This is a genomic window from Pantoea sp. CTOTU46764, from assembly GCF_031974595.1.
GTDB lineage: Bacteria > Pseudomonadota > Gammaproteobacteria > Enterobacterales > Enterobacteriaceae > Pantoea > Pantoea trifolii.
Map to the genome: position 1 here is coordinate 1 of NZ_DALYOQ010000049.1, position 17983 is coordinate 17983.

Here is a 17983-nt window from a genome sequence, read left to right on the forward strand (position 1 = left end):
GAATACCGTTCAGCTCAACAGTGAAGCCACCTTTAACTTTGCCGTTGATAACACCGGTAACAGTTTCAGCGTCTTCGTAAGCTTTTTCCAGCGTGATCCAAGCTTCGTGACGTTTAGCTTTCTCACGGGACAGCAGGGTTTCACCGAAGCCGTCTTCTACTGCGTCCAGCGCAACGTCAACTTCGTCGCCTACCTGGATTTCCAGTTCGCCGGCTGCGTTCTTGAACTGCTCTGCAGGAATTGCAGATTCAGATTTCAGACCCGCATCAACCAGAACTACGTCTTTGTCGATAGAGACAACAACGCCACGAACGATGGAACCCGGACGGGTTTCGATTTCTTTCAGGGACTCTTCAAAGAGTTGAGCAAAAGATTCAGTCATATTGATAATCTTAGGATTCTTCAATTTAACGTCCACCTGACTTCATTGTCGGATGGGGTTGTTTCACATGCCCTGCACCGGGTCCTTGGTACAGGGTTACAGCAATTCGGTTGCCTAAAGATTAAATGCCCAGCTTCTGCCTGGCATAATCAAGCGCCTTTTCAATCACTTGCTCAATCGACATACTGGTTGAATCCAGTACCAGAGCATCTGTGGCAGGCACTAAAGGTGCGATGGCACGATTACGATCGCGGTCGTCGCGTTCCTTTATCTCGGATAAAAGGCGATCAAAGTTAACATTAAAGCCCTTCTCCTGCAACTGCAGCATACGGCGATGAGCACGCTCTTCCGAGCTGGCGTCGAGGAAAATTTTCACTGGCGCATCTGGGAAAACCACGGTTCCCATATCGCGTCCATCAGCGATTAAACCGGGCTCCTCGCGGAAGGCGCGTTGGCGACGAAGCAGCGCTTCACGCACCCGCGGAAAAGCGGCTACGCGCGATGCGGTGTTGCTCACTTCTTGCGTGCGGATTTCACCGGTGACATCTTCACCTTCAAGCACCACCTGCATTTCACCGTTAACCGACAGAAAACGCACATCAAGATGCGCGGCAATCGGAACTAATGCTTCTTCTGACTCAATATCCACCTGATGGTGAAGTGCAGCCAATGCTAAAACGCGATAAATAGCGCCAGAATCCAGTAAGTGCCACTGCAACGACTCCGCCATCGCTTTACATAAAGTCCCTTTACCCGCGCCACTTGGCCCATCGATGGTAATAACCGGGGCGATTGCCGTCATTGTTCTCTCCTGTTGCTGCGTGCTTATTGTCAGCCCTTCCAGGCCGCCTGGATTGCGCGGCATTATACGCTGCCTGCATCAGGTTAGTTACCCTTTAGCGTAGACAGTGCTAGAAATATAGACAGATTCAGAACAATTTCCGCCTGATAAGGCCAAAGAAGAGCAAAGTAACCCGGCATAGTGCGCCGGGTTAGACGATCAGGAAGTATGACTGATTTTCGCCAATTGCTGGAAATAGCTTGGGAAGGTTTTCGCGGTACAGCCTGGATCGAGAATAGTTACCGGCGTATCAGACAGAGCCACCAGCGCGAAGCACATCGCCATGCGGTGATCGTTATAGGTACCGATATCCGCATGTTGCAAATGAGCCGGGGGTGTCACACGAATAAAGTCGTGCCCTTCTTCCACTTCAGCACCGACTTTGCGCAACTCAGTCGCCATCGCCGCCAGACGATCGGTCTCTTTTACGCGCCAGTTATAGATGTTGCGCATCAGCGTGGTGCCTTCTGCGAACAGTGCTGTGGTTGCAATGGTCATTGCTGCATCGGGAATATGGTTCATATCCATATCGATTGCCGTCAACGTTCCACGTGAGCAGGAGATGTAATCATCGCCCCACTCAATCACTGCGCCCATTTTTTCCAGCACATCAGCAAAACGAATATCGCCCTGCACGCTGTTACGGCCAATACCGGTTACACGCACGGTACCACCTTTAATCGCAGCCGCAGCGAGAAAATAAGAAGCAGAAGACGCATCACCTTCCACCAGGTAATCGCCCGGAGACTGATACTGTTGCTGCCCTTTGACCACAAAACGCTGGTAATCCTGGTTATCAACGTCCACACCAAAGCAGCTCATCAGGTGCAAGGTAATGTCAATATAAGGCTTAGAAACCAGATCACCCTTAATGGTGATGATCGTGTCTTGCTGCGCCAGCGGCGCGGTCATTAGTAACGCCGTAAGGAACTGGCTTGATACGCTGCCATCAACGCTGACTTCGCCCCCAATAAAACCGCCATTAAGACGCACTGGTGGATAATCGGTCTGCTCAAGATAGTCGATCTTTGCTCCGCCCTGACGCAGTGCATCAACCAGGTGGCCAATCGGACGCTCTTTCATGCGCGGCTCGCCAGTCAGGACAATTGACTGCTGGCCCAAACACAGCGCGGCGGCCAATGGGCGCATCGCGGTGCCTGCGTTACCCAGAAACAGCTCGAGCGGCTTTTCAGCGCTTAAAGGTCCCGCGTTACCCACGACTTCGCATACGGTACGATCGTCAGAGAGCGTGTAGCTGACACCCAGCGCTTTCAGGGCGTTCAGCATGTGCTTAACATCATCGCTATCGAGCAAGTTAGTCAGGCGAGTGGTGCCTTTTGCCAGCGCAGCCAGCAAGAGCGCGCGGTTTGAGACGCTTTTTGAACCCGGTAAATTTACCGTGCCGTCAACGCGAGCAATCGGTTGTAGAGTCAGGGAGTCCTGCATGTGAAACCAAATCTCCAGAAAATACGAGACCCCATCGTGTGACGGGGTCTGATACCAGACAAGCTGGCATGAAAAAAGCAATTAACCGTGGCGACGTTCGAAGTCGACCATAAACTCAGTCAGCGTTTTAACGCCTTCCAGCGGCATCGCATTGTAGATCGATGCACGCATACCGCCAACCACGCGATGGCCTTTCAATGCATGCAGACCAGCCTTGAGGGACTCTTCCAGGAACACTTTATCCAGAGATGAATCGGCTAACTGGAATGGCACGTTCATACGTGAACGGTTTTCGCTTGCGACATCGTTACGATAAAACGCGCTGTTATCAATCACGCCATACAGTAAGTCGGCTTTTGCCTGATTCAGCTTGTCCATCTCGGCCACGCCGCCCTTCTCTTTCAGCCATTTGAATACCAGGCCAGAGAGATACCATGCGAAAGTTGGCGGGGTGTTGAACATCGATTCGTTTTCGGCCAGCACCTTGTAATCAAGGATAGAAGGCACATAACGCTGTGCTTTACCCAGCAGGTCTTCGCGCACAACCACTAAGGTTAAGCCCGCCGGGCCAATATTTTTTTGCGCGCCAGCGTAGATCACGCCATAACGACTCACATCGATTGGATGAGACAGAATAGTAGAAGAGAGATCGGCAACCACAATCTTATCTCCAAAATCCGGCTCTTCATCGATGGCAATGCCATCAATCGTTTCGTTCGGGCAGAAATGGACGTAAGCCGCATCATCATTCAGCTGCCATTCATGCATTGGTAATAAAGCACGTTTACCATCACGCGTGGCTTTTATATCAATGGTATTTGGCGAGCAGAATTTTTCGGCTTCTTTAATTGCGCTGTGAGCCCAGTAACCGCCGTCAATATAATCTGCGGTTTTTGCGTCACCCAATAAGTTGCCGGGGATTGCCGCGAATTGTGCACGCGCACCGCCGTGGCAGAATAAAACTTTGTAATTGGCTGGGATCTTCAGCAGATCGCGAAAATCTTGTTCTGCTGCTTCAGCGACAGCAATAAACTCTTTACTGCGATGACTGATCTCCATCACCGAGGTGCCTAACCCGTGCCAGTTTGTCAGTTCTTGTTCTGCGCGACGGAGCACTTCTACCGGCAGCATAGCCGGGCCAGAGCTAAAATTATAAACCTGAGTCATTTCCCCTCACCACTGTCATATCGAACGGTTATGAATACCTCACCGGTTTTATCATTGCCTCCAGATGGCTGCAATCATTAATCCGGCAGCGATCACATTTCCAGAGCTTGCTCCACCGCAGCTTATGTCATAAATGCATTAAGCCATGGAATTTTGTGATGTAGTTCCAGAAAGAAAAGCGGGCAGCCGAATGGCATAAAAACCTTAACCAGACTGAGATAAATTTGGCTGACTGAATAGCGAAGCACGCATAAAACCCGTATTATTGCGCGCTTTACGCCCACCCCATTGACTTAAGAGAGCGCCACCATGACGCAAACGTTTATCCCCGGAAAAGACGCCGCACTGGAAGATTCCATTGCACGCTTTCAACAGAAACTGCAAGACCTTGGTTTCAATATTGAAGAAGCTTCCTGGCTGAATCCGGTACCACACGTCTGGTCAGTGCACATTCGCGATCGCGACTGCCCGCTGTGCTTTACAAATGGCAAAGGTGCTAGCAAAAAAGCCGCTCTGGCTTCAGCACTGGGCGAATATTTTGAGCGCCTCTCTACTAACTACTTCTTCGCCGATTTCTGGTTAGGTAAATCCATCGCTAATGGTGATTTTGTTCACTATCCGAATGAAAAGTGGTTCCCGCTCACCCAGGACGACAGCCTGCCAGAAGGCATTCTGGATGCGCGCCTCCGCAAATTTTATGATCCTGAAGAGAGTCTGGGTGCTTCAGAGCTGATTGATCTGCAATCCGGCAATGATGAGCGCGGTATTTGTGGCCTGCCATTTACCCGCCAATCTGACCAGCAAACGGTTTATATCCCGATGAACATCATCGGAAATCTGTACGTATCGAATGGTATGTCAGCCGGTAACACCGCGAATGAAGCGCGCGTACAGGGCCTGTCTGAGGTTTTTGAGCGCCATATCAAAAATCGCATCATCGCCGAATCCATCAGCCTGCCAGAAATTCCAGCAGAGGTGATGCAGCGGTATCCTGGCGTAATTGAAGCGATTGAACGTCTGGAAGCTGAAGGTTTCCCAATCTTCTCCTACGATGCTTCACTCGGCGGCAAATATCCAGTTATCTGCGTTGTGCTGTTCAATCCAGCAAATGGTACCTGTTTCGCTTCGTTTGGTGCACATCCAGACTTTGGCGTCGCACTGGAGCGTACCGTTACTGAACTGCTGCAGGGCCGCGGTCTGAAAGATCTCGACGTGTTCACTCCGCCAACGTTTGATGATGAAGAAGTGGCGGAACACGCTAACCTGGAAACGCATTTCATCGATTCTAGCGGTCTGATTTCATGGGATATGTTCAAAGACGATGCTGACTATCCTTTCGTCGACTGGAGCTTTGCGGGTACCACGCATGAAGAGTTTGATACACTGATGGCGATCTTCCGTGCGGAAGATAAAGAAGTCTATATCGCTGACTATGAACATCTGAGCGTTTACGCTTGCCGCATTATCGTGCCTGGTATGTCTGATATTTATCCAGCGGAAGACCTACTGCTGGCGAATAACAGCATGGGTGCACCACTGCGCGAAACGCTGCTGGCGCTGCCGAAAAGCCAATGGGAACCTGAAGCTTATCTCGAGCTGATCGTGCAACTGGACGAGGAAGGTCATGATGACTTTACTCGCGTGCGCGAACTGCTGGGTCTGGCATCGGGTAAAGACAATGGCTGGTACACACTGCGTATCGGCGAGCTGAAAGCGATGCTAGCGCTGGCAGGTGGCGACCTGGATCAGGCTCTGATCTGGACTGAATGGACGATGGAATTCAACCAGTCCATCTTCAGCGAAGAACGCGCTAACTACTACCGCTGCCTGCAAACATTGCTGCTGCTGGCAATGGAAGACGAACGCGATCCGCTTCAATATCATCGTGCCTTTATCCGTATGTATGGCCAGGCGGCAGTTGAGGCTGCTTCAGCGGCTATCAGTGGTGAAGCGCCTTTCTATGGATTGCAAGCGGTCGATCTGGACCTGAAAGCATTTCCTGCGCATCAATCATTACTCGCTGCCTATGAAAAATTGCAGACAGCTAAACGTCGTTACTGGGCACAAAAATAGCCTTAACGCTTTAATTCTTATTTATAGACATTAGCGTATTGCTAAATGGCACTGAAAAAAATCAGTGCCATTTTTTATATTGAACATGCAAAGAGATTAAAGCGTATTATTGAATAACAATTATGCTTCATTCGTTAATGATATTTAACAAAATCGACCCTCAACTGCAGTCACCTTCAACTTATCTTGCATAAATTAAAAATTATTTATTTTAATAAATTCAATTAGTTAATTTAAAAATGCATGCTAAATCGCTTCGCTTATTAGGTACCTTCCGGTCAAATATGATCCATATCAATTTCTGACCTATACTCCTTTGTTAGTATCTTTACAGGCAATTTTTGGAGAGCGTTAGTGTGAAAGCTGACAACCCTTTTAATTCGTTATTACCGGCGGCAATGGCGAAAGTTGCAGAAGAGGCCGGCATATATAAAGCTACTAAACGTCCTTTAACCACATTCTTCCTTGCCATCACTGCTGGCGTATTTATTTCTATCGCATTTGTCTTCTATATCACTGCGACCACCGGAAGTGGAGCCATGCCCTACGGCATAGCAAAACTGATCGGCGGTATCTGTTTCTCACTCGGTTTAATGTTAGTGGTCGTGTGCGGAGCGGACCTGTTCACCTCAACGGTTCTGATCGTGGTGGCAAAAGCCAGCGGCCGTATCACCTGGCTGCAACTCGGTCGACATTGGTTGACCGTCTACATTGGTAATCTATTTGGCGCGCTGTTCTTTGTAGCACTTATCTGGTTAGCCGGTGAACACATGGTGGCGAATGGTGCCTGGGGCTTGAACCTTCTGCAAACCGCCGATCACAAGATGCATCACACCTTTATCGAAGCCGTCAGTCTCGGCACGCTCGCCAATTTGATGGTTTGCCTGGCGGTATGGATGAGTTACTCCGGCCGCAGCCTGATGGATAAAATGTTTGCGATGATTTTACCGGTAGCGATGTTTGTTGCCTGCGGCTTTGAACATAGCATCGCAAACATGTTCCTGATTCCGATGGCCATTGTTATCCGTGACTTTGCCAGCCCGGAATTCTGGCAAATGGCGGGGGCAAGCGCAGCACAGTTTCCATCACTCAGCGTTAGCGATTTTATTCTTAACAACCTTATTCCCGTAACCATCGGCAACATTATTGGCGGCGGATTATTAGTCGGTTTGACCTACTGGGTAATCTATCTGCGTGGCGATGAGCCGGTGCATTAATGAATTGGTACGGGCGTGCTGAAGCAGCGCGCCATACGTCAAAGTCTCCCTAAATAAGGCAGGTATATCATGTCCGAACTGAATGAAAAAATGGCGTTAGCCTGGGAAGGATTTAGCGCCGGCGAATGGCAGAACAGCGTCAACGTCCGTGACTTTATCCAGAAAAACTATACACCGTATGAAGGCGACGAATCCTTCCTCGCAGGCGCGACGCCAGCCACAACTAAGTTGTGGGACAGCGTGCTTGAAGGTATTAAAATCGAGAACCGCACTCACGCGCCGGTGGATTTTGACACCGATTTGGCTTCAACCATCACCTCTCACGACGCCGGCTACATCAGCAAATCGCTGGAAAAAATTGTCGGTCTGCAAACTGAAGCGCCTCTGAAACGTGCCATCATTCCGTTTGGCGGCATCAAAATGGTTGAGGGCTCTTGCAAGGTTTATGGCCGCGAACTCGATCCCGCGCTGAAAAAGGTCTTCACTGATTACCGTAAAACTCATAACCAGGGCGTATTCGATGTTTATACCCCAGACATCATGCGCTGCCGTAAATCAGGCGTACTGACAGGTTTGCCTGATGCCTATGGCCGCGGTCGTATCATTGGTGACTATCGCCGCGTCGCGCTGTACGGCATCGATTACCTGATGAAAGACAAGGTTGCACAGTTTAATTCTCTGCAGAGCGATATGGAGAATGGCGTTGACCTCGAAGCCACCATTCGCCTGCGTGAAGAAATCTCTGAACAGCACCGTGCGCTAGGTCAGATCAAAGAGATGGCTGCGAAGTATGGTTCAGATATCTCACTGCCCGCGACCAATGCACAAGAAGCCGTTCAGTGGACTTACTATGGCTATCTCGCGGCGGTGAAATCACAGAATGGTGCGGCGATGTCCTTCGGTCGCGTATCCACCTTCCTTGATGTGTATATCGAACGCGATATTCAGGCCGGGAAACTGACTGAAGAAGACGCACAGGAACTGATTGACCATCTGGTAATGAAATTGCGTATGGTGCGCTTCCTGCGTACGCCTGAATACGATGAGCTGTTCTCCGGTGATCCAATCTGGGCAACAGAATCATTAGCGGGTATGGGCGTCGATGGCCGTACTCTGGTGACCAAAAGCACCTTCCGTTTCCTGAATACACTTTACACCATGGGACCATCTCCGGAGCCAAATATGACCATCCTGTGGTCAGAAAAACTGCCGGTTAACTTCAAGAAATACGCCGCAAAAGTTTCTATCGATACGTCCTCATTGCAATATGAGAATGACGACCTGATGCGCCCTGACTTCGACAACGATGACTATGCTATCGCCTGCTGCGTTAGCCCAATGATTGTCGGTAAGCAGATGCAGTTCTTCGGTGCGCGTGCCAACCTGGCAAAAACCCTGCTGTATGCAATCAACGGTGGCGTTGATGAAAAACTGAAAATGCAGGTAGGCCCGAAAGAAGCGCCAATCACTGACGAGATTCTTAATTTTGACATCGTGATGGAGCGTCTGGATCACTTCATGGATTGGCTGGCGAAGCAGTACGTCACCTCCCTGAACATCATTCACTACATGCACGATAAGTACAGCTACGAAGCTTCACTGATGGCGCTGCACGACCGTGACGTTTATCGCACTATGGCATGTGGTATCGCGGGTCTGTCAGTTGCGGCTGACTCACTTTCTGCCATCAAATACGCCAAAGTGAAAACCATCCGTGATGAAGATGGTTTAGCGGTAGACTTCGAAATTGAAGGTGATTATCCGCAGTTTGGTAACAATGACTCTCGCGTTGATGACATGGCGTGCGATCTGGTTGAACGTTTCATGAAGAAAATTCAGAAACTGCAAACCTACCGCAATGCGGTGCCAACACAGTCAGTGCTGACCATTACCTCTAACGTGGTTTATGGTAAGAAAACCGGTAATACGCCTGACGGACGTCGTGCGGGTGCGCCATTCGGACCGGGTGCTAACCCAATGCACGGCCGTGACCAGAAAGGTGCGGTGGCTTCACTGACCTCTGTCGCGAAACTGCCCTTCGCTTACGCTAAAGACGGTATCTCTTATACCTTCTCCATCGTGCCAAATGCGCTGGGTAAAGATGATAACGTGCGTAAAACTAACCTTGCTGGCTTGATGGATGGATATTTCCACCATGAAGCTAACATTGAGGGCGGTCAGCATCTGAACGTTAACGTGATGAACCGTGAGATGCTGCTGGATGCGATGGAACATCCTGAGAAGTATCCACAGTTGACCATTCGCGTATCCGGTTATGCTGTTCGCTTCAACTCGCTCACCAAAGAGCAGCAGAAAGATGTAATTACCCGTACCTTCACTCAGTCGTTGTAAGAACACTTTGCTGAGATTAAAAGGCTCCTACGGGAGCCTTTTCTCCACAAGTCCGTTTTGCCAGCTTGCTGGTGCTGGCGACCTGGCAAAATCGACTTTCACTGTTAGAGCACGACATAGATTGTGCTGCCTGATGTTCAGGCTCACCTGGAGAATCCATCGCAATGTCAACCATCGGTCGTATCCACTCCTTTGAATCCTGCGGCACCGTTGATGGCCCAGGCATTCGTTTCATCACCTTTTTTCAGGGCTGTCTAATGCGCTGCCTGTATTGCCATAACCGCGATACATGGGATACGCATGGCGGTAAAGAAGTGACTGTTGAAGAGTTGATGAAGGATGCGCTCTCATATCGTCACTTTATGAATGCATCTGGCGGGGGCGTGACGGCGTCGGGTGGTGAAGCGATATTACAAGCTGAGTTTGTGCGTGACTGGTTCCGCGCCTGCCAGGCCGAAGGCATTCACACCTGTCTCGACACCAACGGCTTTGTTCGTCGCTACGACCCGGTGATCGATGAATTGCTAGATGCCACTGACTTGGTCATGCTCGATCTGAAACAAATTAATGATGAGGTGCATGAAGTTCTGGTTGGCGTTTCCAATCACCGCACGCTGGATTTTGCGCGCTATCTGCAGAAGAGAGGCAAACGTACCTGGATTCGTTACGTTGTTGTGCCTGGTTACTCTGATGATGATGATTCCGTACATCGCTTAGGTGAGTTCACTAAGGATATGGATAACATTGAGAAGATTGAACTGCTGCCTTATCACGAGTTAGGCAAACACAAATGGATTGCCATGGGTGAAGAGTACAAGCTGGATGGTGTCAAGCCGCCGAGCAAAGAAACCATGGAGCGAGTGAAGAATATCCTCGCCAGCTACGGTCATGAAGTGATGTATTAACCGCAAACAAAAGGGGAGCCGCTGGCTCCCCTTTTTACTATTTCATATTAATGCGTTAAGCATGTGCAACCGGCGTTGCCTGATGATCGACTTTGCGCAGTAACATCACCAAATAAACCAGTGCAACTGCAGCAATCATCACAAACAGCAGGCGGTCAGAGTAGTTCTGCATCAACATTGACGTCATTCCCGGCCCCACCAAACTGCCCACGGTATAGCTGAACAGTAATGCCTGATTCATCGCCACTAATTCATGATGCGCCACGGTTTCGCACGCCCAGGACATCGCCACTGGGTAGAGAGTAAAACCCGCCAGCCCCAGCACAAACAGTGCTGGCGCCATCGCAGCATCACCCAACATCGCAATCGCACCCAGAATAACCACGAACACTTGCACGCGCAGTACCATCAGGCGACCAAAGCGATCGGCTAAACGTCCTACTGGCCACTGGCCGACAATGCCCGAGCTGACCAGTAACGCCATCCAGTAACCGACGGTTGCATCACTCATGCCCTGATGCGACAGATACAAAGGCATCAAGCCATAAAGCGAGCCGAGAACGATACCGGAAATGATGCAGCCATTGATGCCGAGACGTGAACTACGACGGCGCAACATCACCCAAAGGTGACCCGTTGAAGCCTCTTCCGTCGCAGCGCTGGCATTAACATGCACAAATACGACCGGCAACACCGCACAGATAATCAGCGCAGTCACCCACGGAATCACGTGGAGCAGCTCTGTCGACACACGACTCACCAACAACTGGCCGGCAACCGTGCCGAGGTAGTAGATGATCATATATGCCGCGAGCAGCTGACCACGATTACGTACGGTACCGCTGCATAATAAGGCGCTCTCAACCACCACCCAAATCAGTGCACAACCCACACCTGCGGTGAAACGCAGCATGGTCCAGCTATAGAAACCATCCAGCATCACCATGCCCATGGTCGCCACGGCAAAAAGAACGCTGGCCAGGTAGAAACAGCGATTAAAACCGTGACGAGTGATCAACCAGCCCGCGAGCAAAGTGCCCAGCAAATTACCGGTGTAATACGATGAGCTAGCCATACCCACTTGCCAGGTTGGCAATTGATCATGGGTAAGCCATAACGGTACCAGCGTATTAAGCACAGCAATAGACACCGTCATGAGCATTAAGCCGCAAAGCAGCAAAACGACGGGGCGCGACCAGGTTGACATAGGGAATAAAACCAAAAGAGATGACGATAATTGCGCGCAGTTTGCCATTTGCTATTTTAAAGTCAATGTGCAAAAAATCGTCGCCGCACGATTTGCTGCAGCACAATTTATTTTATTTATCTTCAGCGGGTTAGAGGAAGGATGAAAGATAACAGGCAGGTATCTATCTATTTGAATTTATGATTTTTAATGGTTAACGGCCATTTATTATCGATAACGTTTATTTCTGATTAATTCCAACTAAAAAATAATTATTTTTCAGCTTAAGAAACAAAAAAACCCGGCATTGCCGGGCTTATATAATTGCTTGTTGATTAGCCAACGAATTCCAGTCCGCCCATGTAAGGACGCAACACTTCAGGCACCTCAATGCGGCCATCTGCTTGCTGGTAGTTTTCCAGCACAGCGACCAGAGTACGACCAACCGCCAGACCAGAACCGTTCAGCGTGTGCACCAAACGTGGTTTCTTGTCGGTTTTGCTGCGGCAGCGCGCCTGCATACGACGAGCCTGGAAATCACCCATGTTGGAGCAAGAGGAGATCTCACGATAAGTGTCCTGAGCTGGCAGCCAAACTTCCAGGTCGTAAGTTTTGGCAGAGCCGAAGCCCATATCGCCGGTGCAAAGCAGCACTTTACGGTATGGCAGATTGAGCAGCTGCAGCACTTTCTCTGCATGGCCGACCAACTCTTCGAGTGCGTCCATAGAAGTTTCAGGCGCTACAATCTGCACCATTTCCACTTTGTCGAACTGGTGCATACGGATTAAACCGCGTGTATCACGTCCGTACGAACCGGCTTCAGAACGGAAGCATGGCGTGTGTGCAGTGAGTTTGAGCGGCAAAGATTCTTCTTCAACAATCTCATCACGCACCAGATTGGTCAGCGGCACTTCAGCGGTTGGGATCAACGCATAGTTGCTGCTACCTGCTTCTTCGCCCAGCGGCTTGGTATGGAACAGATCTTCACCAAACTTTGGCAGTTGACCGGTTCCATACAGTGTTTCCTGATTAACCAGATACGGAACATAGGTTTCAAGATAACCGTGCTGCTGCGTGTGCAGGTCAAGCATAAACTGGCTAAGCGCACGGTGCAGACGCGCAATCTGGCCCTGCATGACAATGAAACGTGAACCCGTCAGTTTCACCGCTGCGGCAAAATCCAGACCTTTTGCGGCTTCACCCAACTCAACATGGTCTTTTACCGGGAAATCGAACTGGCGCGGCTGGCCCCAGCGGCTGACTTCCTGGTTCTCGCTGTCATCTTTACCCAACGGGACTTCGTCAACCGGGAGATTTGGCAATGCGAGGGCAAAGTCACGAATTTCGTTTTGCAGGGCATCCAGTTCTGCTTTAGCCGCATCCAGGCGTTCGCCCAGTGCGTTCACTTCCTGACGCAGCGGCTCGATGTCTTCCCCACGTGCTTTGGCCTGACCGATGGATTTGGATCGGGAATTACGCTCAGCTTGCAGATTTTCAGTTTCTACCTGCAAGACTTTACGACGCTCTTCGAGCGAACGTAAGGTTTCCACATCCAGTTTAAATCCTCGGCGTGCCAGTTTTTCTGCGACTGCGTCTGGCTCGTTACGCAGCAGGTTGGGATCGAGCATGCTAATCCTGTGTAATAAAAGGTTGATTGAACGAATGGCGGGACTTGCATCCCTATGGAATGCAATGAAATCCTTGCTCACCTTACCGTAAGGTGTTTATCAGCGGTAGCGTTTTATCGGGCTATTTTGATCCTGCTCAGCCAGCCAGGCGAGTTTTTCGCCAATTTTCCCTTCAAGCCCGCGATTCGTCGGTTGATAGTAGCGTGTCTGCGCCATTTCTGGCGGGAAATAGACTTCGCCAGCGGCATAGGCGTTAGTCTCATCGTGCGCATAGCGATACTCTTTACCCAGCCCCATCTCCTTCATCAATTTGGTCGGTGCATTGCGTAAATGTTCCGGCACATCGTAGTCAGGAAATTCGCGCGCATCGCGCATCGCGGCTTTGAAAGCGGTGTAAACGGCATTACTTTTGGGTGCGCTGGCGAGGTAGACAATCGCCTGCGCAATCGCCCTTTCGCCTTCAGCTGGACCGACGCGTGTGAAGCAATCCCAGGCCGCCAACGCAACCTGCATGCCGCGCGGATCGGCGTTACCCACATCTTCGGAAGCGATAGCCAGCAAACGGCGTGCCACATACAGCGGGTCGCCGCCGGCGGTGATGATTCTTGCATACCAGTAAAGTGCCGCATCAGGTGCTGAACCGCGTACCGATTTATGCAGAGCGGAGATCAGATCGTAGAAACGATCGCCTTTGTTATCGAAACGCGCCGCTCTTTCACCGGAAACTTCGTTAAGCAATTGTGGCGTTAATTCACGCTGGCCTTTGGCGTTGCTCTCAGCCATATCCGCCATCATTTCCAGCGTATTCAGTGCCCGACGCGCATCTCCGTTCACCAACTCTGCAATCATGCGGCGCGTATTATCCGGCAGCACAATATCGCTTTTGCCATAACCGCGATCGTCATCCTGCATCGCCTGCAGCAAAACCTGTTCGATATCAGCAGTGGTGAGAGATTTGAGTAAATAGACACGAGCACGCGATAGCAGCGCCGAGTTGAGCTCAAACGAGGGATTTTCGGTGGTGGCACCGATAAACGTGATGGTGCCATCTTCAATATGTGGCAGGAAAGCATCCTGCTGACTTTTGTTAAAGCGATGAACTTCGTCGACAAACAGAATGGTGCGTCGGCCCACCTGACGATTTTGCCGGGCGCGCTCTATCGCTTCACGAATCTCTTTGACGCCAGAAGTCACCGCAGAAATCCGCTCAACATCAGCTTTACCGTAATGGGCGATGATCTCGGCTAATGTTGTTTTCCCTGTCCCCGGCGGTCCCCACAAAATCATCGAATGCAGATGCCCGGCCTCAATAGCGCGCGGCAGCGGTTTACCAGGCGCCAGCAAATGCTGCTGCCCAATGTAATGTTGCAGCGTAGCTGGCCGCATACGCGCGGCCAGCGGCTGAAACTCATTCGAAGGTGCAAAATCCAGAGACAGGTTACTCACCGAGACCTCACTGACGTTGATCGTCCACCGTTACCCCTTTTGGCGGCGTAAAGGTGAATTTGTCTGGGCTAATGGCACCGTTGTTTTGGCTCTTCAGCTGATAATCGCTGTGCTGACCATCTTGCTCAATCGCGCTGAACTTATTGATGGTGCCAGACGATGTCACATTGATGGTGAACTGCTTGAGGTTGCCATCACTGCTTTTCGGCGTTAGCTCGAAATTATCGCCCTGCTGCTTAATGTTGTACTGTTTCCAGTCACTTGGTTGGTTACGCGCAATCAGCATAAACGGCGTATTGCTGGCCGCATTTTGCAGCAGGCTAACACTCGCTTGTTCAACGAAGGGATTGTAGAACCATAGATTTTTGCCATCAGAGATAATTACGCTTTCGTCCGGCGCGGTCATGTGCCAGTTAAACAAACTTGGGCGCTTAACCCACAGCTCACCTTCACCATCCTGCACGTTGGCGCCGCTGCCATCGGTCACTTTCTGACTGAAGCTGGCATGGAAGCTGTTCACCTTATTGAGACGCTGTTGCAGATCGCTGGACGCATCCGCCAATACTGATGCGGAAACAAAACTGGCCAACAGGCCACAGGCAATAACGCGTAATTTCATCTGATTCGATTCCTTATTCATTGTTTCCCGACACTTACCGCATTAAACGTAGTTGCCGTCCTGCCTCTTCGACAGGAGAAAAAGCCGAAAGCTCCCGAAGATATGGGGATCGACCAACAGATAAACAATGGGCCAGTATTAACTGGCCCATAACTAGACAATTGCACGCGATAATTTACATTTCGTGTGGCGGCGGTGAAAGCACTTCTCGGTTGCCATTGTGTCCCGGTTCAGAAACGATGCCCTGCGCTTCCATCTGCTCGATGATGCGTGCAGCACGGTTATAACCAATACGGAACTGGCGCTGAACCCCAGAAATGGACGCCCGGCGTTTTTCCACCACGAAAGAGACCGCCTGATCGAACAGCGGATCCAGCTCTTCATCACCCATCATACCACCAGCCGCGCTATCACTCTCTTCACCAGCGGTGATGCTTTCGATGTATTGCGGGCGACCGCGTGCTTTCCAGTCCTGAACGACCGCATGGACTTCCTGGTCGCGCACGAATGCACCGTGCACGCGCACTGGCATTGAGGAGTTTGGCGGCATGTACAGCATGTCACCCATGCCCAGCAGCGATTCCGCACCGCCTTGATCAAGGATGGTGCGTGAGTCAATCTTACTGGAAACGGTAAAGGCGATACGCGTCGGGATGTTGGCTTTGATCAGACCGGTAATCACATCGACCGACGGACGCTGTGTCGCCAGCACCAGGTGAATACCCGCCGCACGTGCTTTCTGTGCCAGACGAGCAATCAACTCTTCAACCTTCTTACCGACAGCCATCATCAGATCGGCAAATTCGTCGACCAGTACCACGATATAAGGCAGTTTTTCAAGCACCGGCGGCGTGGTATCCATGCTATCGCCCGGCTTCCAGAACGGATCGGGAATTGGTCGGCCCATCGCCGCAGCCTGCTCAATCTTCTCGTTATATCCGGCAAGATTACGCACGCCCAGCGCAGACATCAGCTTATAGCGACGCTCCATTTCACCGACACTCCAGCGCAGCGCATTGGCCGCATCTTTCATATCAGTAACCACTTCGGTCAGCAGATGCGGAATGCCTTCGTAGACTGACAGCTCAAGCATTTTCGGGTCGATCATGATAAAGCGCACTTCTTCCGGCGTGGCTTTATACAACATGCTAATGATCATGGTGTTAACGCCCACCGATTTACCGGAACCAGTGGTACCGGCAACCAGTAAGTGAGGCATTTTCGCCAAATCAGCCACAACCGGCTGGCCAGCAATGTCTTTCCCTAATACCACTGCAAGCGGTGACGGATTTTCACGGAATTTAGGACAATCCAGCACTTCGCGCAGATAAACTGTTTGACGATGTTTATTTGGCAGTTCAAGCCCGACATAAGGCTTACCTGGAATGACTTCCACCACGCGCACGGCAACCGCTGACAGTGAACGCGCCAGGTCACGCGATAAGTTAGAGATACGTGAAGCTTTAACGCCTGGCGCTAAGTCGAGCTCAAAACGGGTGATGACCGGCCCAGGCGAAATACCTACCACTTCCGCCTTCACACGATAATCAGCCAGTCGAGCCTCAACCAGTCGCGCCGTTTGCTCCAGCGCAAACATATCCACCGGCTCTTCTTCTGCCGGTGGTGACGTGAGCAGATCCAGCGTTGGCAGCGGCGTAGAAGGTTTTTCCAGTGGCTGTTCATGGCGAACCAGGAACGGATGGAACAAGCTATCCTGTGCTGGCGCTGCAGGTTTCACTGGTGCAGGCGGCGCAGAATAGGCTTCCTGTTCCGGTGACGACCACGGGCTAGATTCAGCACTTAATGAAGGTAATGACGCAGGCTCCGGCGCAGCAGGTTGCTGCCACTGCGCGGGTTCTTCCGGCTCTGGCGTTGCAGAGATCGTAAATAGCGGCTCGCTTGGGCTGTCGTCGACCAGATCTTTCATTGGCGAAAAATCAAACGCAGACGAGGTATCCAGATTAAAGACCGGCGCTTCTTTCACATCAGATTCGTTATAGCGTTGCTGCTGCTGATCGGCGAACTGACGTGCCAGTTGAGCCTGCTGCAATGCATCCTCATCTTCAGGCTCAGACGCGCCCTGCCAGCTTTCACCGTAACGATTCTGCTGCTGCGATGCGAAGGCTTCACGCAACTGCGCCTCTTGCAGCTCAACATCATCCTCCTGAGGAGGAACGCTGTAAGACGCGGTGACTTCCGGCTGTTGCTGCTCAGCATCTTTAGCCTGCTCTTCCGCCATACGCTGCGAAGGCAACTTGATACCGTACGACGCTAACTCGCGTCGAGTTGGCAACTTAACCTTATTCGGACGCGGCAATTCTGGGCCAATGCCCTGCTTCACCTGCGGGTTGTAATCACGCTCAGGCACGATATCGAAAGCAGGCGAATAAGCAGCTGTTGAAGATGCTGCTTTTACTGCTCCCGCAGCCAGTGAAGCGGCGGCGACACTGTTTAAAGGCGCTGAAGATGAAGCGGCATCCTGCCAGTTGCCCATACTTGGGCCTTCATCGTCATCAGCCGGCGAAAACGGCGAAGGTGCCGGTGCCGGTTCATTTGGCATCTCGAAACGATAGAGCGGCGTAGAAGGCTGCGCGATCGGTTCGGGCGCCGCAGCGACAGGCTGTGGAACCGAAGTTGGCTGGGCAGCAGGTTCTGCAACGCGCGGCATCGCGACGGGTTCTGCAGGTGCACTTGTCCCAGGCTGCGCGACGGCTGGGCTTT

At 51.2% G+C, this 17983-nt stretch carries 14 protein-coding genes; 5 read left to right on the forward strand and 9 right to left on the reverse strand.

All coding sequences use genetic code 11. The features are described 5' to 3' along the window. The 4 genes from RTM06_RS15600 to serC form a co-directional block, all read right to left on the reverse strand. The coding region (locus tag RTM06_RS15600; protein WP_312183423.1) for a S1 RNA-binding domain-containing protein at nt 1–382 on the reverse strand (382 nt) is incomplete at its 3' end. 121 nt (nt 383–503) lie between these two features. Continuing rightward, nucleotides 504–1184, reverse strand: coding sequence for a (d)CMP kinase (cmk, locus tag RTM06_RS15605; protein WP_293795951.1), 681 nt, complete (start codon nt 1182–1184; stop codon nt 504–506). 198 nt (nt 1185–1382) lie between these two features. Beyond that, nucleotides 1383–2669, reverse strand: coding sequence for a 3-phosphoshikimate 1-carboxyvinyltransferase (aroA, locus tag RTM06_RS15610; RefSeq protein WP_265297166.1), 1287 nt, complete (start codon nt 2667–2669; stop codon nt 1383–1385). 81 nt (nt 2670–2750) lie between these two features. Beyond that, nucleotides 2751–3836 (reverse strand): 3-phosphoserine/phosphohydroxythreonine transaminase, encoded by a 1086-nt coding sequence (gene serC / locus RTM06_RS15615; RefSeq protein WP_312183398.1) that lies wholly within the window; start codon nt 3834–3836, stop codon nt 2751–2753. 309 nt (nt 3837–4145) lie between these two features. Here serC and ycaO point away from each other — a divergent pair, with 309 nt between their 5' ends. The 4 genes from ycaO to pflA all read left to right on the forward strand — a co-directional run bounded on the left by ycaO (nt 4146) and on the right by pflA (nt 10383). After that, on the forward strand, nt 4146–5909 hold the full coding sequence (gene ycaO, locus RTM06_RS15620; protein WP_312183400.1) for a 30S ribosomal protein S12 methylthiotransferase accessory factor YcaO: 1764 nt from the start codon (nt 4146–4148) through the stop codon (nt 5907–5909). A 356-nt stretch (nt 5910–6265) separates the two neighbouring features. Then, nucleotides 6266–7126, forward strand: coding sequence for a formate transporter FocA (gene focA / locus RTM06_RS15625; protein WP_008102405.1), 861 nt, complete (start codon nt 6266–6268; stop codon nt 7124–7126). Nucleotides 7127–7195: 69 nt separating this feature from the next. Further along, nucleotides 7196–9478, forward strand: coding sequence for a formate C-acetyltransferase (gene pflB, locus RTM06_RS15630; protein ID WP_312183403.1), 2283 nt, complete (start codon nt 7196–7198; stop codon nt 9476–9478). A gap of 164 nt (nt 9479–9642) precedes the next feature. Beyond that, nucleotides 9643–10383 carry a pyruvate formate lyase 1-activating protein gene (gene pflA, locus RTM06_RS15635; RefSeq protein WP_008102409.1) on the forward strand — a complete coding sequence of 247 codons (741 nt, stop codon included), beginning with the start codon at nt 9643–9645 and terminating at the stop codon, nt 10381–10383. A 55-nt stretch (nt 10384–10438) separates the two neighbouring features. Here pflA and RTM06_RS15640 read toward each other — a convergent pair whose 3' ends face one another. Then, nucleotides 10439–11590, reverse strand: coding sequence for an MFS transporter (locus RTM06_RS15640; RefSeq protein ID WP_312183405.1), 1152 nt, complete (start codon nt 11588–11590; stop codon nt 10439–10441). Between RTM06_RS15640 and RTM06_RS15645 the strand changes: the two genes are divergently transcribed. Beyond that, complete coding sequence (locus RTM06_RS15645; protein WP_312183427.1) at nt 11538–11735, forward strand: hypothetical protein; 198 nt, start codon at nt 11538–11540, stop codon at nt 11733–11735. The genes RTM06_RS15640 and RTM06_RS15645 overlap by 53 nt on opposite strands. A 169-nt stretch (nt 11736–11904) precedes the next feature. Here RTM06_RS15645 and serS read toward each other — a convergent pair whose 3' ends face one another. The 4 genes from serS to RTM06_RS15665 form a co-directional block, all read right to left on the reverse strand. Beyond that, entirely contained in the window at nt 11905–13197 is a 1293-nt protein-coding gene (serS, locus tag RTM06_RS15650) for a serine--tRNA ligase (protein ID WP_008102413.1), read from the reverse strand. A gap of 99 nt (nt 13198–13296) precedes the next feature. Further along, complete coding sequence (locus RTM06_RS15655) at nt 13297–14643, reverse strand: replication-associated recombination protein A (protein ID WP_312183409.1); 1347 nt, start codon at nt 14641–14643, stop codon at nt 13297–13299. Between the two features lie 7 nt (nt 14644–14650). Then, nucleotides 14651–15262, reverse strand: coding sequence for an outer membrane lipoprotein chaperone LolA (lolA, locus tag RTM06_RS15660; RefSeq protein ID WP_008102417.1), 612 nt, complete (start codon nt 15260–15262; stop codon nt 14651–14653). Between the two features lie 175 nt (nt 15263–15437). Continuing rightward, a partial coding sequence (locus RTM06_RS15665; protein ID WP_312183411.1) for a DNA translocase FtsK occupies nt 15438–17983 on the reverse strand: 2546 nt, incomplete at its 5' end.

What these genes read in the sequence shown, in the direction of transcription:
- aroA (WP_265297166.1), bottom strand. Translation starts at nt 2,669, where the DNA reads ATGCAGGACTCCCTGACTCTACAACCGATTGCTCGCGTTGACGGCACG.
- cmk (WP_293795951.1), bottom strand. Translation starts at nt 1,184, where the DNA reads ATGACGGCAATCGCCCCGGTTATTACCATCGATGGGCCAAGTGGCGCG.
- RTM06_RS15640 (WP_312183405.1), bottom strand. Translation starts at nt 11,590, where the DNA reads ATGTCAACCTGGTCGCGCCCCGTCGTTTTGCTGCTTTGCGGCTTAATG.
- lolA (WP_008102417.1), bottom strand. Translation starts at nt 15,262, where the DNA reads ATGAAATTACGCGTTATTGCCTGTGGCCTGTTGGCCAGTTTTGTTTCC.
- ycaO (WP_312183400.1), top strand. Translation starts at nt 4,146, where the DNA reads ATGACGCAAACGTTTATCCCCGGAAAAGACGCCGCACTGGAAGATTCC.
- serC (WP_312183398.1), bottom strand. Translation starts at nt 3,836, where the DNA reads ATGACTCAGGTTTATAATTTTAGCTCTGGCCCGGCTATGCTGCCGGTA.
- serS (WP_008102413.1), bottom strand. Translation starts at nt 13,197, where the DNA reads ATGCTCGATCCCAACCTGCTGCGTAACGAGCCAGACGCAGTCGCAGAA.
- pflA (WP_008102409.1), top strand. Translation starts at nt 9,643, where the DNA reads ATGTCAACCATCGGTCGTATCCACTCCTTTGAATCCTGCGGCACCGTT.
- pflB (WP_312183403.1), top strand. Translation starts at nt 7,196, where the DNA reads ATGTCCGAACTGAATGAAAAAATGGCGTTAGCCTGGGAAGGATTTAGC.
- RTM06_RS15645 (WP_312183427.1), top strand. Translation starts at nt 11,538, where the DNA reads ATGAGCATTAAGCCGCAAAGCAGCAAAACGACGGGGCGCGACCAGGTT.